This window comes from Pseudoalteromonas sp. KS88 (assembly GCF_004766475.1).
In the GTDB taxonomy this organism is placed as follows: domain Bacteria; phylum Pseudomonadota; class Gammaproteobacteria; order Enterobacterales; family Alteromonadaceae; genus Pseudoalteromonas.
Genome location: NZ_PYHV01000007.1, coordinates 341424 through 364273 on the forward strand (window position 1 = coordinate 341424; position 22850 = coordinate 364273).

General features: G+C 39.4%; 16 protein-coding genes. 5 read left to right on the forward strand and 11 right to left on the reverse strand.

Annotated features, from left to right (window positions below; all coding sequences use genetic code 11):
- Positions 1-40: 40 nt before the first annotated feature.
- The 10 genes from C7Y70_RS04985 to C7Y70_RS05030 all read right to left on the reverse strand — a co-directional run bounded on the left by C7Y70_RS04985 (position 41) and on the right by C7Y70_RS05030 (position 15556).
- A complete protein-coding gene (locus C7Y70_RS04985) occupies positions 41-907 on the reverse strand; it encodes an SMP-30/gluconolactonase/LRE family protein (protein ID WP_245321365.1) in 867 nt (288 codons plus the stop codon).
- A 52-nt stretch (positions 908-959) separates the two neighbouring features.
- A complete protein-coding gene (locus tag C7Y70_RS04990; RefSeq protein WP_135473602.1) occupies positions 960-3371 on the reverse strand; it encodes a family 20 glycosylhydrolase in 2412 nt (803 codons plus the stop codon).
- A complete protein-coding gene (locus tag C7Y70_RS04995) occupies positions 3372-4340 on the reverse strand; it encodes a PfkB family carbohydrate kinase (RefSeq protein ID WP_135473603.1) in 969 nt (322 codons plus the stop codon).
- Entirely contained in the window at positions 4337-5773 is a 1437-nt protein-coding gene (locus C7Y70_RS05000; RefSeq protein WP_135473604.1) for a sodium:solute symporter family protein, read from the reverse strand. The genes C7Y70_RS04995 and C7Y70_RS05000 overlap by 4 nt, the downstream gene beginning before the upstream one ends.
- 19 nt (positions 5774-5792) lie before the next feature.
- Positions 5793-6179, reverse strand: coding sequence for a RidA family protein (locus C7Y70_RS05005; RefSeq protein ID WP_099293420.1), 387 nt, complete (start codon positions 6177-6179; stop codon positions 5793-5795).
- 10 nt (positions 6180-6189) lie between these two features.
- Positions 6190-7656 (reverse strand): D-aminoacylase, encoded by a 1467-nt coding sequence (locus C7Y70_RS05010; protein WP_135473605.1) that lies wholly within the window; start codon positions 7654-7656, stop codon positions 6190-6192.
- A 4-nt stretch (positions 7657-7660) separates the two neighbouring features.
- Positions 7661-8533, reverse strand: coding sequence for a MurR/RpiR family transcriptional regulator (locus C7Y70_RS05015; protein WP_135473606.1), 873 nt, complete (start codon positions 8531-8533; stop codon positions 7661-7663).
- An 11-nt stretch (positions 8534-8544) separates the two neighbouring features.
- Positions 8545-9771 (reverse strand): amino acid deaminase, encoded by a 1227-nt coding sequence (locus C7Y70_RS05020; RefSeq protein ID WP_135473607.1) that lies wholly within the window; start codon positions 9769-9771, stop codon positions 8545-8547.
- A 93-nt stretch (positions 9772-9864) separates the two neighbouring features.
- The gene (locus tag C7Y70_RS05025) at positions 9865-13074 is read right to left on the reverse strand and encodes a TonB-dependent receptor (protein ID WP_135473608.1); all 3210 of its coding nucleotides are present in this window, start codon (positions 13072-13074) and stop codon (positions 9865-9867) included.
- A 322-nt stretch (positions 13075-13396) separates the two neighbouring features.
- Positions 13397-15556 (reverse strand): S46 family peptidase, encoded by a 2160-nt coding sequence (locus tag C7Y70_RS05030; RefSeq protein ID WP_135473609.1) that lies wholly within the window; start codon positions 15554-15556, stop codon positions 13397-13399.
- Between the two features lie 207 nt (positions 15557-15763).
- Between C7Y70_RS05030 and C7Y70_RS05035 the strand changes: the two genes are divergently transcribed.
- On the forward strand, positions 15764-16564 hold the full coding sequence (locus C7Y70_RS05035; RefSeq protein WP_135473610.1) for a glycosyltransferase family 25 protein: 801 nt from the start codon (positions 15764-15766) through the stop codon (positions 16562-16564).
- An 84-nt stretch (positions 16565-16648) separates the two neighbouring features.
- Here the strand turns inward: C7Y70_RS05035 and C7Y70_RS05040 are convergent, their stop codons facing one another.
- On the reverse strand, positions 16649-18430 hold the full coding sequence (locus C7Y70_RS05040) for a PDZ domain-containing protein (protein ID WP_135473611.1): 1782 nt from the start codon (positions 18428-18430) through the stop codon (positions 16649-16651).
- Between the two features lie 211 nt (positions 18431-18641).
- On the opposite strand from C7Y70_RS05040, the gene C7Y70_RS05045 reads away from it, so the two are divergent.
- From C7Y70_RS05045 to C7Y70_RS05060, 4 genes are all read left to right on the forward strand, one after another.
- Positions 18642-20177 (forward strand): diguanylate cyclase, encoded by a 1536-nt coding sequence (locus C7Y70_RS05045; protein WP_099293436.1) that lies wholly within the window; start codon positions 18642-18644, stop codon positions 20175-20177.
- Positions 20178-20213: 36 nt separating this feature from the next.
- A complete protein-coding gene (gene ppnN, locus C7Y70_RS05050; RefSeq protein ID WP_099293438.1) occupies positions 20214-21557 on the forward strand; it encodes a nucleotide 5'-monophosphate nucleosidase PpnN in 1344 nt (447 codons plus the stop codon).
- An 11-nt stretch (positions 21558-21568) separates the two neighbouring features.
- Positions 21569-22342: a flap endonuclease Xni gene (gene xni / locus C7Y70_RS05055; RefSeq protein ID WP_135473672.1), complete on the forward strand. Its 774-nt coding sequence runs from the start codon at positions 21569-21571 to the stop codon at positions 22340-22342.
- Positions 22343-22459: 117 nt separating this feature from the next.
- Positions 22460-22843: a DUF3192 domain-containing protein gene (locus C7Y70_RS05060; protein ID WP_099293440.1), complete on the forward strand. Its 384-nt coding sequence runs from the start codon at positions 22460-22462 to the stop codon at positions 22841-22843.
- Positions 22844-22850 lie beyond the last annotated feature (7 nt).

Below are 22850 nucleotides of genomic sequence, written 5' to 3' on the forward strand. Positions count from 1 at the left end.
ATGATTTGGGTTTCGTCGTTTAATCTTGGTTTAACAACATTTAAAAATTACGACCTGTAGTTGCTAAAGAAACGGCCTCTATGGCGCCTCGTTTTTGCATGGTAATATACAAAACCCTGCCATTTTCGCCGCCAAACGCTACATTAGTAGGAAACTCCCCATTAAGTTCAATGGTATTGATTAACTTTCCTTGTGGTGAAACAACCGCAATTTGTCCTGCCCCATAGCGCGCAATATAAAGGTTTCCTTGTTTATCAGAGCGCATACCATCCATACCAAAGTCAGAAAAATTGATTAGCAATTGTTTGTTAGATACATTGCCAACTTCATCTAAATCATAACGCCAGACATTTCGCTGCACACTTTCATTTACATATAATGTTTTGTTATCAGGACTAACCTCAATGCCATTGGTTGTGCCCATATTTGATTCAAGTAACGTTACTTTACCGTCTTGATTTATTCGCCATAAGTTGCCCGTATTATTTGCCCAATTTGGATCGCTGGCAAATAAAATACCATTACCCATAATTGCAATATCATTAGGTTGATTCATGCTGTTCTCATGGGCAAATACGTGCACAGAATCAGACACATCTCCCCCATTTGTAAGGGCAGAAACCGACACCTTGAGGATATTGTGATTCACATAATCAGCAATATACATATTACCCATGCCGTCAAATCGAATACCGTTACCAATCGAACCATTTTCTAGGGTAAGCAATGTATCCACTTTATTCTTGCCAACAACCCTACCTATGGTGCCCTGTTGTTTATAATTAACGGCATATAAAACACCATTTTTATCAACAGCTGGACCTTCAATACCCTGTGTGAATAAACCGTCACTAATATAGTCCTCTGACACATGCATAATTTTAGACTGTATTGCTTCACCAGCCATTACATTGGCGGCGCAACTAAATAGTAAACTTGATAGAATTATCGCTTTCATTTTATTCCTTATCCTGCGCAGCAACGCAGTGTAAATATAAATCTCGAACTGGGTAAATACCGGCTATCACAAGCTCATCTGACAAAGACGTTAATGTCAGTAGCTCATCTTCTATTTCTTTAACCGCCTTATTGCTTTTACACACCTCAAGTACGGTTTTAGAGTGTGCTATAAACCGCGTTAACTTTTCAAAAACCGGTTGTAATAGTTTCAATTGCTCGCTTTTACTCAGCAAGCCATGCTCAAGAGCTAATACCCTCTCCCATGTTAAAAGTTGTTTGTATATGTTTTCAGATGCTTTTTTATTGCCTGATATAAATGCATTTACCTGCTGTTTCAAATAACGTATTTGGTCACTTTCCACTGCTAAAAAATCAACATAAGAATCAAGTGGTGCATTTTGATGGTATTTGTCATTTAAAAATTTAATATGATGGCGAGTGTAATAGTGACTTGGTTCAAGTAGTTGTGCCATGGTGTTGAGTAAATTTAACGTCCCTATTTGCTCGCGCTCTGTAAGCTTGCTGTTTATTAGCGCCTTAAATCCTGACCGCTGCTGCTTGTTATGTGATAGGTTAATAACCTTATCTGCAAAAACGTTAACTTTTTCTAACCGCTCATACATCGATTGTGGATTGTTTACTCGCGCTTGCGACCAAAGACGTTCAGCAATGGCAAATAGCCTCGGCCATATTCGTAAATCAATATTATCTTCCGTTACCATTTCACTCCAAATTGTGGCCTCAGCCCCTAAAATTGAGGCTTCCTGTGTTTTTGACAATGGTTGCGTAATAGTTACGGGGGCTGGTGATAGTGAATCCTCAATTGTGATCGGGTAGCGACTATTACCAATCAATACAAAACCTGTATTTTTAATAAAGTTAAATTCAAAAGTCAGTGGGCCCATCCAACTATCTAGTTTAGCTGATAGATGTTGAGTAGAAGATGACTCGGTTATAAGTACAGCTCGTTGATGGTGATTATTATTTAATTTAATCAATAGTTGCGAACCTAATAACAGCAGCTCACCTTTTACAGCTTTGCCTTTTAATCGTTCTATAACAAACTGTTTTGCCAACCTCTTAGGTTGTGTAAAATCAATTGTTGGGGGGAGTAAAAGAGGGTCATTACGATAGTGATAATCTGTATATTGTGGTTGATCGATATAAAACCCAGTTGACAACACCCCTTTGTAGCCAGCTTTAGCAATAGTGTTTAAAGAATCGTGCCCTCGCCAAGATTGCACTACAATGTTGTTAGGTAGTTGAGGATGAAATATTTCATCCCAGCCTACCATTACTCGTTGATGTTTAGCGATGATTGGCTGAACTTTACTATTAAAATAGCTTTGTAAATCAGCCCCCGATTGCAACTTGTTTTGTTGCATCAAGTTGTTAATTCTTGCATCCTCAAGCCAGTGTTCTGGGTCAACTTCATCGCCACCGATATGAAAAAAGCGATCTGGAAATAAAGTCACCATTTCGCCAATCAGCGTATCAATAAACTCATACACTTCTGGATTTGCAATATCAAGTAAAGGTTTAAAAACTCCCCAATGGCGCTCCATTTCATAGTGCTTATTTTTGGTCATTAATTTAGGATAAGCCACCGCTATTGCACTGGCGTGGCCTGGCATGCCAATTTCAGGAAGAACTCTTATTCCAAGTAAACTCGCATACTCGACAACCTCTTTGATCTCTTGTTGACTGTAATAATCGCCATCTGATGCTGCAGTTGTCAGACGTGGGTACTGTTTACTTTCAATTCTCCAGCCTTGATCGTCCGTTAGATGCCAGTGGAAAACATTAAGCTTTGCCGCGGCCATACCATCTAGCTGACGTTTAATGGTTTGCAGTGATAAAAAATGTCGCGCACTGTCTATTAATAAGCCACGCCAAGCATAACGAGGTGCATCTTCAATACTGAGTATTGGCAAAGAGATGCCTTTTTTTTCTCTGCGAGCTTCCCCTGTATTTGCAAGTTGTATTAATGTAGTCAGCGCATGCTGAGCACCAAATACACTCATAGCCTGTATGTTCACCCCGATGTTACTAATTAATATAGTGTAGCTTTCATCTTCACCAAATTGAGGGACAGTTAAAGTCGTTTCTGGTTGATGTATGCTAATTTTGATATCGGCAAGCTCTTCATTCCCTGGTGATATTTTTACAGCCCCCTGATTTATTCGCGATAAATGTAATTGCAGACGCTGCAACTGAAAGTTTTGTCGTGATTTACTCATCCCCTCGATATACACCGAAAAAGCTGAGCCGAGATTGAGCTCAGCGCCATTTTGAGAAATGTATTTAGGCATAGGCATAAGAGGTAAGTCCGAATGAGGATGAACCGAGCTAAAAGCCAGACTTGAAAATAATAAACTCAATAAAATGAATATAGCTTTGTAACAACGCATTTAACTTTCCCGAGCAATAAGGTCTGTGAGCACTTTTTTAGGAATAAGTGCACCATGGTATTGAATCACCTTAGCAGCAAGGCGGTGGGCAAACTTGGCTGACTCATCATAATCTTTTGTTTTAAAAGTAGCGGATAAAAATCCCGCCGCAAAAGCATCACCTGCAGCTGTTGTGTCGATAATTTTGCTACTAACAAGTGCCTCTGGTGAGATTCGCAATATACTATCCCCTCCTTTATCTACAACAATACATGGGGCACTTCCACATCGGATAACTAAAGTATCAGGGTGGTTGGGTTGACTAAAATGACATTGTATAATCTCATCTACATTCGTCGTTCCATATACGCTATATTCATCTTCATCGGTTAAAAAGACTAGTTCTGCTAAGGCCATTATTTTTTTAAACCAGCCTCTAGCTTCAAAGGCGCCCCATAATGCAGAACGGTAATTATTATCGAAGATAATTACTCCGCCACGTTGTTTGAATTGAATAAGTGATCTAATCAACAGTTCTCTTTGTGCATCACATAAAACTGCGAGGCTTACCCCCGAAAGATAAATTGCATCAAACTCTTTTTCTCCCAGAGCCTCCAATAAAGCAGGGTGTTGCTCAACGTACTGTTTAACTGGGCTTTTAGAACGGTCAAAATCAAATTGGCGCTCACCACGGTTGTCAATTTTGATCCAGTATTGCCCTAAATTCATACCTGTTCGAGTCGCTATATATTTTGTTTTTATGCCTGAGCTTTTTAGTAAGTCACTCAACTTGTGACTTGCAGTATCATCACCAATAGCTGTTGCATAATAAATAGCGAGAATAGAGTCATGTTTAATCAATTGTGCTAAATACCAAGCAGTATTGAAGGTATCACCGGCAAAGCTTGTATCGGCATCAGCACGATGTTCCACCATGCACTCACCAAAAAAAACGATGCTTTTAATATTACTTAGGAATGCTTTCTTCATTGTGATTGCTCACTTTTATTATTAGATAAATCAAGCATCTGATGCTGTTGCGTAAGCAAACTTGTTACAATACCTAACAACAATGCACTAACACATGAAGGAATAATTGGATTACCAAATAATTGCAACCACTGGTTATTTGCCCCCACTAGCACACCAGCAAAAGCTCCGCCAAGTAGAGTGGCAAGAGCTCCCTGCCATGTGTAACTAGACCAAAATCGCCCTAAAACCCCCATCACGCATAAACCACTCATTAAAATAGAAATCATTTTAGTGATATAACTAACAATATCGTTTGACCAAAGAGCTAATAATAAGGCAATTAAAATCGTCACTAACATAGCGAACCGAGAAACTAGCAATTGTGTTGCCTCGTTTTGTACAACATTATTGCCCCTGTTATAGATATCACGAATTAATACACTGACCCCAGCGATTGCATCTGAACTTGCGCTGGACAAGGTTGCCGATATACCTGCCAACAAAATAAAACCACCTAAGTAAACAGGTAGAACATTTAATGCAATGTATGGAAATGCATAAGATGCATTATCTAACGAACTATCGATTAAGTAGGCACTGGTTCCAATTAAAGCGGGTAGGAATGCAAAAAATAAATATAAGATACCTGATAGAATGAAAGAGCGACGAATTGTTTTAACGCTATCTGCAGCATAAATTCGCTGACGAAATGACGGTGTAGCCAATACCCCTACTAATACAGCCAGAAACATCGATATTGCAGGTAATAAACCCACATTTTTATAGGAAAATAATCCCTGTTCAGCAATAAGAACACTCTTTTTTAATGAATTAACGCCATCAATAGCCTGTATTGAAAAGTATGCCATTAGTATAAAACCTATAAACAATATAATGGCTTGGAGTGAGTCAGTCCAAATAACTGCTGAGTAACCGCCTAAAATAATGAATACAGCAAGACCAACCCCTATCAGTAATTTAGCTTGCGTATTGCTCAACTCGGTTAACCAAGACAAATACATACCACCACCAATAAGGTGGGCGCCAAGCCAACCTATGCTCGCCAAATAGATCACAACAGCTAAAATCTGTTTGACCCTTTTATGATTATCGACGTAGCTTGCAAGCTCTTCACTCATTGTTGAGAATACTTGCTCTCGAGCAGGTGCAAATAACCACGCTAGTAGTAAAATACCCGTAGCGCCGCCAACACCATACAAAGCACCAGCCCATCCATTTTCATATGCATAGCCTACAGCCCCCATCGAGGAGCCTGTGCCGACCATAGTTGCAACGGTCGTACCGAGTGTAAGAAAAAGGGGCACTTTACGTCCAGCCAATAAATAATCACTCGCATTCTTTTGCTTTCGCGATACATACCAGCTAATTAAAATCATGACCAGTAAGTATATGAAAAATGCGAACAGATAATAAGATTGACTTGCAAACATACGTTCTCCCCAGGCTGTGTTAGCTAATCTTGTAACAGGTCACATCAACCTCGACTTTGCAGTCGACAACCAAATCTGCAACCATACAAATCCGTGCAGGTGGATGTGCCCCAAAAAATTCAGCGAATACCTTGTTAAAAGACTGAAAATACCGGGCATCAGTGAGCACAACAGAAACATGTGTCACATGCTCTAGTCCGTAACCGGCTTCAGACATAATTGCAATACAGTTCTCTATTGCTAAACGTGATTGAGGTACAATGCCTCCTTCTACGATTTCACCGTCTTTCATCGGTGTTTGGCCTGATACCTTAAGCCACCCGCCCGCTTCTACAGCCCGTGAAAAAGGTAAATGCTGGCCACCCGTTCCTTTCCCACCTTCGGCACCTATTCTTATTATTGTCATACGTTCCTCATTAACTATGGTTATGTCGATTCAAAAACTGTCCAGCTCGTCCAAATCCTGAATACTCAGTTGAGTTATCACTTGATTGGTAACTTAAAGCCCCATTTACCCAGACCATCTCTATTCCACTCGCTTTAAATTGGGGGTTGCTATAACTTGCATTATCTATAATTTTTTCTGGATCGAATAACACCAGATCAGCAAAAAATCCGACCTCAATTTTGCCGCGTTGACACAATTTAAAATGCTCAGCTGGCAGCGCTGTCATTTTGTGCAAAGCAAGATTTAATGAAAACAATTTTTCTTCACGACAATAATGACCCAACACGCGCGGAAATGTCCCCCACAACCTTGGATGTGGATGAGGATCACACGGTAAACCATCCGAGCCAATCATGCTGTGCTCGTAACCTAGGAATGTTTTCACATCTGACTCCAACATGCAGTGATAAACAGCGCCTGCTGGCTGTATACGGGAAGCTGCTTCAAGTTGCGAAACTTGCCATTGCTTTGCAATATCACTTAGGCTTTGCTGTGCCATATCAGGAAACGATTTAGACCATGTAATAAAAATTTCTGTATCGTCGTTTACTTGCTTTAGGTCTAAGGTACTTGAACTTGCAGAATATGGGTAACAATCGCAACCTATATGCTGATGCTGCTTTTGCTGTTCAAAGTGAGCGAGCACTTCTTTTGAACGACCCCAATTCTCTTGTCCCGCGCATTTTATATGAGAAATAACTAAAGGTAATTTAGCCTGCTTAGCAGTCGCAAATGCTTCATCCATAGCATTTATTATTCCCTGAAATTCACTTCGTAAATGAGTGGTATAAAGCCCATCAAATGGCGTAACAACCTTAGCTAATTCATTAATTTCACACTGACTGGCCTCTTTTGCATTGTAATAAGCAAGCCCTGTGCTTAAACCGAGCGCGCCTTGTTTCATAGCAACAGCTAACGCTCTTTTCATTTCATTTATTTCATCAACGGTTGCTTCTCGCTCTAAATTATCCATCACTTGTGCGCGTAAACTGATGTGACCTATTAACATTGCCAAATTCACACTGGGTTTTACCTCTGCGAAAGCTTTTTTGTAACTCAGCAAATCAGGATAAACAAATTCACTTTGCCCACCAAGTAAGTTAATAGGATCTCGCACAGCGCTAATAGCCGTTGTTGGCACTGCGCTTATGCCGCAATTGCCAGCAATGACTGTTGTCACACCCTGACTTAACTTGGCTGGCACTGTTGGGTTTCTTAGCACTTCGAGATCATCATGGGTATGAACATCAATAAACCCTGGCGCTAAAATCAAACCTTGTGCGGGAATCGTTTTTCTCGTGTCTATAGTTAGGTTTTTGCCTATAGCTAAAATAAGATCGTTCTTTATTGCAACATCGAGCTGCTCTATTGGACTTTCTTTATCAATAAAGACCCGAGCTCCTTGAATAATTAAATCGGCTGATGTGTTTTGCACGTTCTTAATCCCCTATCGGAAAACGCTTATCGGCAGGTGGCATATCGCTATTTTTGTCTCGATGTTGATCAAGTTGGATCTTCAAGCGACGTAATTTCTCTTTTGAGCGGCGCTGGTTTCTCATCGCCACCTCACTTGAAAGAATATCCAAAGCTGCCATCATTACGTACCTTGCGGCACTTGGTTTAAAAATATAATCGCTTTCCTGTGTTTTAATTGGCAATTGAAAATCAGCGAGTGCTGAAAGCTCACTATCAGGACAAATAGTAATAATCACAGCCCCATACTCTTTTGCTATTTTTGCAGCATCCATCACATCGGGTGAAACGCCACTTAAAGATAAACAAATGACCACATCCCCCTTATTTACTGTTGAGGCAGTCATACGCATCATCATAGGGTCACTGTAGGCATTAGAAAGTACATCAAGGCGAAAAAAGCGGTTTTGGCATTCTTGGGCTAACATACTGCTGCCGCCACCGACACCAAAAATTAAGCAATGCCTAGCATGACAAATAGCATCACTCGCTTGCTCAACAATTGCTTCATCAATGGCGCCAGCATTTAATTCTAAAATTTCATGGATAGATGTATATACATGAGATAATTGCTTTTTTTCGATAATATCTGAATTAGTAAAACGCTCTCCAATGGCCGCGGATTGGGTTAGTCTAAATTTTAAATCACGAACGTTTTCGCAGCCCAAGCTTCGAGCTAAGCGAGTAATACTGGCATGACTGACTTGTGCCTTATCTGCTAGTTCACTGATTGATGCGGTAGCTGAAAAATTCAACTCAGACAAAATTAATCTGGCCACTTTATCTTCAGCTGGACTGAAGTGTCCAAGGCCTTCCTTTATTTTACTTATTATATCCATAAGAAACCTTTCTAGAATTGTGTTGAAATGGTCTTAGTGATAACCCACTCATCTTCAACAATACCTATTTGACGCCATTTATCGAAGGTTAAACAAGGATGAGACGTGGAAAAACTCATCATATCGCCCACTCGAAGTGGTTGATCGTCTGAGTAACGTAACATGCAGTGCTGATCCATTATCTTTTCAACTTTAAATGCACTGTTTACAGCACGTAATTGATTGGTTTTCACTGAGTAAATAAGCTCCGCTGTTGGAAGCCCTGCATCAAAAGCAACATCACGTTTGCCCATACCAATAATTGCAAGACCAGGCTCAGGGAGTGACAACACATATGCCCAGATACTTAAACTATTTTCTAGATCGCCAGGGATATCACAGGCTACCTGACTCCTCGCCATTATTGCCTGCTGCGCTTTTTGATAAATGCCAGTGTCATGGATAAGATAGCAACCGGGTCTAAGTATGATGTTAAAATTATCCGAGCATGAATTGTCATAAAGTGTTTTCGCTACAATGTCGTACCATGCTGAACCTGCTCCCGTGATAATAGGTTTATCTGTGTTATAGCGATTTTCAACTTGCAGTCTTTTTGCCAGAGTGTTTACTTCATCAACAAAAACTTTCACTTGCTGTGCAGCGTTTTCACCGCCTATAACGCCCTCATAAAAAGCAATTCCCATCAATTCTAGGCTGGTATATTGCTCACAGGTAGCAACTAAACTTGATATATCTTTTGCTGAACGCAAGCCACAGCGCCCACCTTTTATACCCACTTCTAATAAAACATTAACACTCAAATTACGCTCAGCAAAAAATTCACCTATGTCTGTTAAGTTTTCTATTGAGTCTGCAAAACAGTAAAACTCAACCTTGCTACTTTCTAACCATTTTGCAATTTGTTCAAAATGAAATTTACCAACCAACTGATTTGCCATAATCACACGCGTAATACCGGCTTCAAATGCATTTATAACTTGCGCAACTGTGGCTAACGTTATCCCCCATGCACCTGCATCTAGTTGTATTTTAAACAATTCTGTTGACATGGTTGTTTTACCATGAGGGGCAAGCAACATGTTATGTTTAGCAGTAAAGTCTGCCATCCATTTTGCATTTTTTTTAATATTATCTTGTTTAATAACAGCCACAGGTAAACTAACTTGTTCTTTAAATATATCCCAACCTGTTTGTTGTAATTGCTTTATACAGCCACTACCTTTGCTCAATTCAGACATTTTTATCCTTATATTACTCACAATTCCATTTGACGAAATAAACCTTGTCAGGACTGCTAATAGCTAACGAGCAGCCTTGACAAGGACAGTCCATTAGAAGGTTGCTCTAACACTTAACGCAAAACGTCTGTCTGTTGTAAAGTTTAAAGCTTGAGTTTTGGTGCCCGCTTGATCCATTTGGTATCGAGTCTTGGTTTCAGTATCCAATAAGTTACTAGCTTCAAGTCCCACTTTCCAATGGTCATTTATGCTGTAGTAAATGCTTGCATCCATCATGCCTGATGCCTCTGCATATGCTGGAACATATTCTTCAGATTCACGAAGGGTAAGTAAATACTCTGAACGCCATGTGTAAGCGACACGCATTGATATTTTGTCGTATTCATACATCCCGACTAAATTCATATTCTTATCAGAATAGCCTTGCAATGGCAGCCCACTGAATACACGGAATGTATTACGAGTATCAGAAATTGGATCACCGTTTTCATCAAACGCCAATGTACCCGCTGAGACTTCATTTGGATCTTCCAGTCCATCCTGATCGATCAAGGTAAAGTTAAATTGTAAGCCTAAACCGCTCCAAGCACCTGGCAGCATGTCATAAAATTGTGAGTATGAAAATTCAGCACCTTGAATTGTTCCTGAACCCGTATTGGCTGGGCCATAGGCTGAAATATCGTATTGCTCACCATTAAAAGTTCGCGCCATATTAAATGCTTTATTACGAATAATATTGTCTAATTTCTTATGGAACAAACCAACAGTGACATAGCCTGCTTCTGCAAAGTACCATTCAGTGGTTAGATCTGTATTAATAGACTCTTCCGGCTCTATATTAGGGTTACCCGACAGTGCCGTTACTTCAATATCGTCAATCCCCACAACAGGGTTGTTTGTTTCATCATAATCAGCGCCCGGTGTTTGTAATCTTCGATTATAATCTAAATTGATAATGCTAATATTTCTAGCATCCATCAAGTTAGGGTAAAACAATGCTTTTGATGCGCCAAAACGCACAACAACGTCTTCTGATACACCAAAACTAAGATTTAAACTTGGCAGAATTGTACTGTAATCAGTCCCATCTACTGTACTTAAAGTGGATTCACCATTAGCAAGATCATAGTAACGCTTGTATTCATCTTGCTGCATAACATTGTTTAAAGAAGTCCCTTCTTCACCTCGCTTAATCGTTGCAGGTTGCACAACTGCTCCTGTCGATTGCAGCTTGTAATTGACGTAACGCAAACCCACGTTACCTACAATGGGCATATCGTTAAACTCGAAATCGAAATCTGTGCGCACATAGAACTCTGTACGCTTTTCATTACTCGAACTAATATTATGAGCAGCAAATGGGCCTTCTACGCGGTCAAGTTTATCTTCATAAGGAACATAGGTACCTGTACACATACCATTATTTGCTGCACTGTTAGTTGCATTATGCCACCCATCTTTACAACCTTGGCGAAGAGAGTTTGCATAGTTCTTTACTAGGTCCATCTTAGGAAATAGAAAGTTATTTACATTCCCAACTAACACTTGACCATTGTAGTAATCTGAAAAATCAACACGCTCAAATAGTTCTGGACGATTCACTGCTGCTGCGGCATTACGGTCATCTTGCACCCAAGGTGTCCCAATAGCAGACCAGCCCTCGTAAGCTGTATCTCTAACTGTCAGATCTTTGTCTGACATATATGCACCGGCACTAATACTAGTGACATTACCATCTAATTCATATTTAAAATCAATTTTGTAACTATCTGCTTCAGCTGTATTATGCTCCACTTGCTCCATGCCACTGCCTAAAAATAAATTAGGTACAGGTCCATTCCAATCTTCATTAGGTGACCAACCCGCAGTCATAATATTGTCACTCAAAAACTCAACGGTTGGTCTGCTACCGCGCATATCTAAAAAATATGGTGAAACTACATGTACATGGTTACCACGGGTTTGACCTGACATGCTGTAGTTTTGTACGTGCTTATCTGAGTCTATCATTTGATAATCAAAGTCGATTGTCAGCCTATCAACAGGCTTTAAAGTCAATTTAAATGAGGTGTCATTGACCGTATTTTCATTGTAGTTCCAACGACTTCGGTAAAAGAATGGGGTTTCAGGGCTTACACCTAAAGCAATACCCGACGTGACAAAATTATCACTCGTCGTAAGCGGATAACCATTAGCAGCATCATCTTGCCAATTTTGAGATGATCCCATGAACCCTTTGAAGCCCTGTGCAGCCTGGCCTATTTGACGTTCATTCCATTCTAAAGATGCTTTAGATCGAATGTGCTCAACCGTTGCAACGATGGTCTCGTCATCGTTTGCCCACTGTAAAGATGAGGTTAAGCCTTGGCGTTTACGGTCGTTATCTGCTGTGCTCATATGGATGGCAACAGGCACATGCCAGATACTCCCGGCAGGCTGATTAGGAAGCGCTGGGCCATCTACGGGTGAAGAAGGGTCTACCCCTGTGATGCCGCCCCATTGATCAAGCGTTGGGATAAAAGCATCACCTCGTGAATGAAAGTTACCTAAACCAACACCATCCCCGCGGGTTTTATACTCAGATTGTGAAGCGGCAATTAAAAATCCAAACTTACCTGAATTAGTTTCCCACGTGTCAGAAAATAAAGCGGAGAAAGACGGCGTTACTTCTTCTCTAAAATCAGCATAGTTTGCTTTTGCATTAACAGAAATAAGTTGCTTATCAGAATCAAAAGGCTTTCTTGTCAACAAATTAACCGTGCCTGAGATACCACCCGAAATCAAGTCAGCAGTTTGGTTTTTTACCACTTCAACCGCACCAAGTAACTCGGCAGGAAAGTCCTCATAACTTAGACCCCCACTTGCATTGGCACTAAATGCATCACGGCCATTTACTTCTGAGCGGACCCTGTCTAGGCCACGTACTAAAACACCTGTTCCTTCATCTGCGTAATGCTTAGGATCATCCGAAGAAGCGAATCGCTCAATTGTTACACCAGGCACACGTTGTAAAGCTTCTGTCACCGATTTGTCAGGCAGTGCGCCAATATCAGACGCGGTAATAATATCTTTCACTGTATCAGCAAATCGCTTAAGGTTTTGCGCGCTATTAATGCTACCGCGTATACCGCTTACTTCGATGACCTCTATGTCTTCATCCGCATTGGCAGCGCTGTCATTTTCAGCCAATGCAAAAGATGAAACAAATAGCGGGCTTAAACCCATTAACGCATAAGTAACTGCAAGGCTTAACCTTGTTCGTTTAGTCTGATTTTTTCCTGTATCGATGACTAGTTTTGACATTTTTATAATCTCTTTATTTTCATAAACCAGTGAGCTAGTAAAACAACAACTAACGTACCCCTTGAATTTACAGCAGACATTACATGGCTTAAACAATGCTTTTGCCCGCCGACCCTTTTGTTACTTTGTAACTATTAATAAAAAAGCAACTGTTACTTTTTAACATACCAGTAACCAAAGTAAAACAATTTTTATTAATAAATGAACAAAAATGTAAAATATGAGTTGTATAGGATAAGGAAGGATTTTTATAAGAAACTGAAATAAATAAAAAAGCGCTGATTAATATCAACGCTTTTTGGATAAAAATATATTTTTGCTATTACTTAACGATCTTCATTTCGTCTAGCAAGTTTTGCGCGTTATCAACTTTATCCATTACCCACAACATATAACGTGAATCAACATGAATTGAGCGATTTAATGCAGGGTTATAATCCCAGTCACCAATAATACTCTCGTATACGCCATCAAACAGTAAACCTACAAGTTCCGCTTTACCATTTAGCGTAGGCGATCCTGAGTTACCACCGGTAGTATCAACATTCGATAAAAAGTTAACAGGTACTGTGTTCATGCCGCCAGTGTAGTCGCCATATAATTTAGCTTTAATTTGCTTTTGCAAATTTTGAGGAGCATTAAACGGTTCAACATCGGTATTTTTAGCAAGTAATCCTTCAAGCGACGTAAACGGTGTTGCAACCAACCCATCCTGTGGAGAATAACCACCCACTGTGCCATAGGTTACGCGAAGCGTACTATTTGCATCAGCATACACAGGTTTATTCTTCGCTTTATTAAATGCAATGATCGCTGCCATTAACTTTGGACGTGCGGCTTGAAGTTTGCCTGCAAGTGCTTTGTCTTTATCTTCTTGGGCTTTCATTACCTTAAAGATGGCATCAGCATACTGAATAAATGGGTCATCACTTTTCTTAATTTGCGCAAATGGCTTTTCAGCTAATTTTAAACGAGTGTCTTCATCATTAAGTGATGATTTCGCGTACATGCTATCGAGTAGTGCTTTATGTTTTGTTTTATCAAAGCCATTTTGCAAGTCAAATGCTTGATCAACTTCAGCAAACCGTTCTTGTTTCGGCAGTGCAGCATACAGCTCTAAAAAGTGCAGTAAGATTGCTTTATCAACACCTTCATCAAAGCGACGAGTCATACGCTTTAAGCCTGCTTCTAGTCTTGGTAAGTCACGTTCTTGATAACCAGACTCACGCTCACTATTCGGTTTTTGCTTTTCATATGCTAAACGATATAAACGACGAGCTGTGCTGATCATTTGTGAACGATGTACATATCCCAACATACGATCACGTTCGTTATGCTGTTGTGACTGTTCAACTAATGCCGAAAGTTCAGCCAATACGCTGCCGTATTGCCTTTTTAATCTTCGGTCGTTGTTTATCCAGTTTGTTAACGCTTGTTCAAACTGCTTTTTACGCTCGTACATCGTGCCTTTATTAAAGCTTTCAATCATTGAGCCGTAGTTTTTAATATAATTGTTATACCCTGCGATAGTACTTTCATAAGCAATGCGCGCTTTGCTGCCATCTTCAGCATTTTCTTCAATTAATGAAACATACTTCGTATTATGGATACGGGCTTTTGGGTAGCTGGTATTAAATACATAATCAACTTCTGCAGCAATGCGATAGCGATTGGTACGCCCAGGGTAGCCTGTCACCATGACAAAATCACCCTCTTGCACGCCTTTTGCACTGACGCTCAGATATGAATCAGGCACGAATGGCACGTTGTCTTCACTGTATTCAGCCGGTTTACCGTCTTTGCCAACATAGGCGCGGTAAAATGCAAAATCACCAGTATGTCGCGGCCACATCCAGTTATCTATATCACCACCGTATTTACCTACACCCATTGCTGGAGTATAGGCCAAACGAACGTCTTTAATTTCTAATGATTTTATTAAGTAAAACTCTAAACCACCATGAAATGAATATACATTACAACGGTAATTATCATCCGCTTCACAGTCAGCTACCAGTTGCTTTTGGTTTTTCTCAAGTGCATCGTAACGAGCTTTTGCGCTAAGCGATTCAGTACCCTTAATGACTTTATCAGTCACGTTGGTCACGGTTTCTGTAACATAGACGCGCGAACCTGGGGCTGCAGGTAAGTCATCAGAAGCTTTTTTAGCTAAAAAGCCATTTTCTAAAATATTGTTCTCTGGTGTGGAGTTGTATTGAATAGAACCATAAGCACAGTGATGATTAGTTACCACTAAGCCTTTAGGTGATACGAACGATGCAGTACATCCACCTAAGCTTATAACTGCATTCATTGGAAATTCGGTTAATTTAGAAATTGATTTTGCATCAATCTCAAGCCCTTTCGCTTTTAATACAGATTCAAGCTCTGGGAGTTGATGTGGTTGCCACATACCTTCATCAGCAAACGATGTGCCAGTAAATGCCAAAGCACACAGTGCAATAAGAGGTTTTAAACGCATTTTTTCAATCCTTTTTTATTATGTCATAAATAGGGTACGCGCCAATCACTGAACAGGTCAATCTTTCTGCGACTAATAGTTATAATATAACGTCAAAAGGAAATAAACTTACCTTCATTGCAATTAATATGACATAAACTTGCCATAGATGTGTCACATGCCCTCATTAACATATTGTAAAATCTTATCTTATGTTGAATGTGTTTTATGCCCCCTATTTTTTTAATTAACCTTGAGCGTTCACCGCAACGCTTGGCAAACAGCGTAATGCAGTTTAACAAGCACGAACTTTCCTTCACCAAAATAGATGCAATTGATGGTGCGACCTTGTCACAAGCCCAGATTAATAAGCATTACTGTGAAACCTTAAATAAAAAAAACTACCATTACCCATTAAGTAGAGGGCAAATCGGTTGTTATTTAAGTCACCGCAAAGCATGGCAAGCAATTGTTGATCAAAAGCTTGATTATGCATTAATTTTTGAAGATGACTTTAACTTAACAAGCGATATACACGCGGCAATTAACCGTATTAATAAATTAGAAATGCAGTGGCAATTAATTAAACTTTGTGCATATAAAGGGCGAAAGCGACGCATTGCTTATCAAAAAACTTTAGATGATGGCTACTCTTTAGTGGTACACAAAAAGCTGATGTCAGGGTGCTGCGCTACGGCAATAAGTTATCATGGCGCGAAACAGCTACTGGCAGCAACAGAAAAATTTGGCAGACCTATTGATTGTGATTTACAGCATATTTGGGAAACCGGTGTATGTGGTTATTCGCTTATGCCCTTTCCTGTCATTCAATCTACAGAACAAGAGAGTGACATTCATGTTAGAAGCGAAAAGCAGGTGAAAAAAGCCTTTTTCAAAAGAAAGTATCAACAATTAATAGCCAATATTAATAATAAAAAAGCAACCAGCGAGTTTATAAACGAAATACACCAAGAGCATTTCAAACAAAAAAGGAGCCTGAGCTCCTTTCTATTTGAAAAACCAAGTTAATTATTTAACCTGAACTAGGGTTAAGAGATGTACTAATACATTGATAATAATCACGAATCACCCCCTTAACCTCCAGAGTTCTGGTTACTGAGTCTTATGTGGGTGATCTACACCTATCCATGCTTTAAACAACGCCATTTGTTGTTCTGTTGCATCAGCATTTGCTGTTATCTTTTTCGCTTTATCAAAGCCTTCACTTAGCGTTATTGTCGTCGTTTGCAATGCATCTCGACGTATAAAATCAATCGAAACTGTATCGCCTGCTTTAAACGTTTCTAAGCTTGCTTTTAAATCTTTACCTACGTGCTTTTTTTCAATAGCAACAATTTTATCATTTGTCGTTAAACCAGCCTGCCAAGCAGCCCCACCACGACGAACATGAGTAAGCGTTAATAACTCGCCCGTATTCTTGGCAAAACTATCAATACTCGCTTGCGGCTTTGCCCCCGCTGGACGGGTGTGAATTAAACCTACTTTTGCTAACAACTTATCAAAATCAATAGCAACTGGGCTATCTACATTGCTAGCCCACCAATCACTATAATCACGACCGGTTAAATCTTGCAAAATTGTTTTTACATCAGTGGCAGTAAACCCATGAGGCATTTTGTAGCTATTATATAGAGCGCGATGTACATCACGGTAACTTTGTTTTCCTTGGCTCTTTTCAAGCAAATCTATATCTAACGCCATCGAAATTAATGCACCTTCTAAGTAAATATTCGTGCCATAATTTCGTGCATGATCGCCCCCCTGATTAATCCATTTATCAAAGCTAGTTTCACTCGCGCTTTGTACTTCGCGCCCTGGCGTAGCCAAGTGACGATTAACTGTTTTAGTCAAGGTTTTGAAAAATTCATCGGTGGTTGATATACCTGAACGCACGAGTAAATGATCTTCGAAATAACTTGTTGACCCTTCCGCAATCCATAACAATTTATCAAAGTTCATATTTGTGTAGTCGTAAGGCATCAAACCCTCTGGTCTATATGCTTTAACATTCCAAGTATGAATAAACTCATGAGCAGCGGTGCTTATAAAAGCAAGGTAATCATCTCGCGAGCCAAACCTATCTCGAGGGCGTTGGATTATAGTTGAGTTTAAATGCTCAGTTGCACCACCAGCACCCGATGTGGCGTGAATCATAAACACATAACGTTCATATGGGTAATTGTCCCAAATAATATTTCCTGTTTTAACCAGCTTTTTAAGGTCAGTTAGCATCAAGTCAACATCGTAGTTACCTTCGCCCCAAATAACTAATTCGTAATCTCGTCCGTCTACCTCAAATTTATGAAGCTTATTAATCCCTGTTTCAATCGGCGAATCAACAAGTACATCGTAATCAGCTGCTTTAAAGCTATTTTTTGAGCCAGCATTGTCCATACCCGACACAGATCGCCATGCTTTAGGTACGTCTAGATTCACGGTAACAGGCTCCTGTCGAAATGATTCACTAAACATAAAAAAACCTGATGCATCGATAAAAGCATGGCTATCATCTATATGGCGAGCTCGTTTACCTAATTCATTGGCATAGACTTGGTAATCAATTTTTACGCTGGTTGGATCATTTAAATGAACACGCCACGTACTGGCATTTATTTTCTCCCATTTAAGAGTTTGTCCGTTCTCATCTTTTGCGTCGAAGTAGCGTACACCATTCGCTAAATTTAAAATTTCATAGCGGCCCGTTCGCCATGCAGGCAATTTAATATCTAAATGGGCCTGAGCTGAAACAGGAAACTCAACGCTAACATTGCCTAAATGATGCTCAGGCTCTGAAATGGATAATGAATAATTCACATCAGCCCAAGCTGAGCACGAGAATGCAGTCGCAAGCGACATGGCTAATAACTTTTTCATGGGAACTCTTACTAATTTAAAATTTAATAAATAAGAGCCTATCAATGAAGTGAAATGATGTGTAATAAAAGCGATAAGATGACCACAGTTTAGGTTCGATGAATAAAAAACAACATCAAATACTAAGTTTTTGACTTAGCACCTACATTTGTGCCAAATTTGTTGTAAACTTACGCTTATAAATGATTAAATTTTATGGCGGTAAGTATTAGTGTCAGGCCAGCTCGAAGTTTTAAATAAAAAGCTTAAACAAGCTATCGATACCAGAAAGGTACTTGAAACTGCTCGAAAGCAACAAGTAGATACTTTGACAAATTTTGCAGCTAAGCTTTCATTAAGTTGCAAAGGTATGGATATCGAATTGGATAACCGTTTAGCCAAATTTAGAAGCGCCCTGAGTAAAGGTGTCGACTTTGAGAATTTAGCACCACTGATCGCTGAAATCCTGAGCCTTTTAAAAAACCAAGAAGCACAGCAACTATCGCATCAACGAGAGCTGCACACGAGTGTTTTAACCGCTGGTAAGTTATTACAAAAAACCAAAGGTTTACCTGATGATACCCGCCGCATGTTACGCCATTTGTTGGATCACCAATTAAATGAAATTCAATCGACTAACGATTTTATACCGATTCTAAATAAGCTGGTATCTATATATAACCAAGCCCTAAACGTCAAACTTTCTGTCAAAAATACTGAGGATTCAATTACTCAACCTAGGTTAGCTAAAGAGCTTTTAACATTGGCCAATGACCTTGTTTTTGAAGATGAAGCCGCTGACAATGTTAAGGCCATTAAGAATAAAATATCAGAAACAGATTCAGTTGAAGATTTACTGACCTCAGCAATTGAAATAATTAGAATTGTTGCCACAAACATTAGCGATGAACGCCAATCTGCGCAAAGTTTTTTAGTATCGCTCAATCAGACACTTGAAGATCTCCATCATTCAATTGTAGCGACTAGCAAACATTCAGAGTCTATGAGTACTGAATTCGAGACGCTTAATAAACGCATTGAAAGCAAAATAGTAAATTTAACAAAACAGACTCAAGATGCGACATCTATATCATCTTTAAAAGCACTTGTAGATAATGAACTAAAATCGCTAAGTCACGATTTAATTGCAAAAGAGCGCCTTGAGCAAGAAGACCGACAAGCCCTTATTAAAAACTTCCATGATATAAATACCCGTGTTGGTAGTTTAGAAAGTAAACTCTCTAAATACAAAAAACGATTGCATGAACAACGGTTTAAAAGTTTACTTGATGGACTAACTAAATTACCAAACCGTGCTGCATTTGATGAAAGGTTTAACCATGAATTTCACCTTTTCTCTGTGCAAGAATCTGATTTTACTTTGGTTGTTATTGATGTTGACCACTTTAAATCAATCAATGACCAATATGGCCATAGTGCTGGTGACAAAACACTGCAGGTGATTGCTAAAGCACTGCAAATGTCGATTAGAAAATCGGATTTTATCGCGCGCTACGGCGGTGAAGAGTTTGTATTACTTATGCCAGGGATGTCTGTGGAGCATGCAACAGCACCACTTGAGAAACTTCGACAAGCAATTAAATCGATTCCGTTCAAATTTAAGAACAAGAGCGTACAGATCACCGTATCAGTTGGAGCCACTCAATTCAAAAAAGGAGATACGCCGCTAATCGCATTTGATCGCGCTGATGACGCTTTATATAAAGCCAAAAAATCTGGCCGAGACAAGCTATGTATCAATTCTTAACATAAAAAGTAATAACAGTCAGCAAGGAGAATGCCTATGTTAATTCAGTTAAACCCTACAGGCGTGTTAGATTTACTGTCGCAATTAGAAGTTGATTTATTAGAGCAATCCTCTGCAAGTGAGCGGTACACTTTATTTAGAAATTGTGTACTCGCAGTATTAAATGTCGGCAGCCATACGGACTCAAGCTCTGAGATATATGATAAATACCAAGATTTTGATATTCGCCTGTTAATCCGCGAACGTGGTATTAAAATTGAGCTAGAAAACCCACCTCAAACAGCCTTCGTTGATGGTCAGATAATCACTGGGATCCATGAACATATTTTTTCAGTTATTCGCGACATACTATTTATTTGTCAAAAATACGAAAAAGACTTAACAGAACAAAAAAAAATTACCCACATGGTATTTGACATGCTGCGTAATGCCGGTGCGTTAAGAGTTAACTCTGATCCTAGTATGATTGTTTGTTGGGGTGGTCACTCTATTAATGAAATCGAGTATAAGTATACGAAACAAGTTGGCTATGAATTAGGCTTACGCGGTTTAAATATTTGTACAGGTTGTGGCCCAGGCGCTATGAAAGGACCTATGAAAGGAGCCACCATTGGTCATGCCAAACAGCGTAATACCGATAATCGTTATTTAGGTTTAACTGAACCAAGTATCATTGCTGCTGAGCCACCTAACCCCATTGTAAATGAACTGGTTATACTGCCAGACATTGAAAAACGTCTTGAGGCGTTTATTCGCACAGCTCACGCCATAATTATTTTTCCCGGTGGTGCTGGGACTGCTGAAGAACTGCTGTACTTATTAGGTATTTTATTGCACCCAGATAATCAGAAACAATCATTACCTGTTATTCTGACGGGCCCTAAAGAAAGTGCAGACTATTTCAAAGAGTTATGTAAGTTTATTGAGTTAACATTAGGAAGTGAAGCACTAGAAAAGTTTGAAGTCATTGTTGATAACCCTGCGCAAGTAGCAATTAAGTTAAAATCATCTATGTCTCAAGTACGTGATTATAGAAAAAGTGTAGGTGATGCTTATTATTTTAATTGGACACTAAAAATTGATAATGACTTTCAGCAACCGTTTGCTCCTACCCACGAAAACATGTCAGGACTTGATTTACACCTTGATCAACCTAAACAATTGCTGGCGGCTAATCTTCGTCGTGCATTCTCTGGAATTGTGGCTGGAAACGTTAAAGATGAAGGTATTCAAGCAATTAAACAACATGGTCGATTTATTCTTAGTGGTGAGCCTGCGCTCATGAAAAACATGGATAAGTTACTTAAAGCATTTGTTGAACAAGGTAGAATGAAACTTCCTGGTTCAAAGTATGTCCCGTGTTACGAAATAAAGGCTTAGAAGAGAAAACCGTGTCAGGACAATTACTTTTAATAGATGCGCTTAATTTAATAAGGCGCATCTATGCTGTTGATAGTAATCAAAATAAGTACAGTGAACAGCAAATGATTACCACTTGTTGCCAACGCGTGGCACAGGCATGTAAAAAGCTGCTCCGTGTAACGAATGCCACCCATGCCATCGCTGTTTTTGATGGCAATAAAAGTTGGCGTTATCACTTTTACCCACAATATAAAAATAGTCGTGCCCCAATGCCGACCTTGCTTAAAGAGAACTTAACACAGTTCATAAGTGCAATTGAGGAAATTGGGGTTGTTGTATTTGCACCCGATAACGATGAAGCTGACGATATTATTGCAACTCTAGCTCATAAAGCTGCATTACATGGTGTTTCAAGTACAATTGTATCTACTGATAAAGGCTTTTTACCGGCATTGAGTGAAAATATTCACATTTACGATTATTTTAAGAAAGAATATATTGAAAGAAATGCCATATTAGAGCGCTTTGCCGTTGAACAGGATAGATTAATCGATTTTTGGGCACTTGCTGGTGATAAGACCAACGACATTCCCGGTATTAAAGGCATTGGCCTTAAAACTGCACAAGAGGTAATCAGGAAGCATCAAAATATTGCCGATGCAATTTCCGATGAAACTATTTCACAAGCGCTAAGAAATAAGTTGGATGCAGGAATGCAAGACTATATTATATCAAAGCAACTTGTGAGTTTACGAACTGATATACATCTAGGGTTTAGCTTAAAACAATTAAGACTTTGTTAAATGGTTAAACTGGTTCTGGGTTTTACCTACGCATATACTTTAGTAATTATTGCGTAGTATCTATTCAAGTATTGCTTTAAAGCAACGCATTATTTTAATCATCTTTAAGAGTGCAAAATGTTTAAAAAGGTTATTCGATATATCATATTAGGGCTGGGTGTTTACGCACTTATAGCTGCGTTAGTGATTACCTTTTACAAAGATGACCCACAAGCCATGATATGGCAAGACAGAGAAGCATTTAATAAACGTTACATCACAAAATTAAGCATCAAAAAGCCAACAACCTTGAATACTGTTTTAGACTATTTAGGTAGCCCAGATCTTACTTTCGCAAAGCGCAGTGGCGATGATGTATGGCAAATTGTGTTTTATCGTACTCAACATATAAAATCAGATGGTATAACAACCATGGATGAATGCACCGGACTTCTATTTAATAATGGTGAATTAGTTTTATGGGGCCCAAGTGCTCATGACGCCTTTATGCAGAAAAGTTAAACGAGTA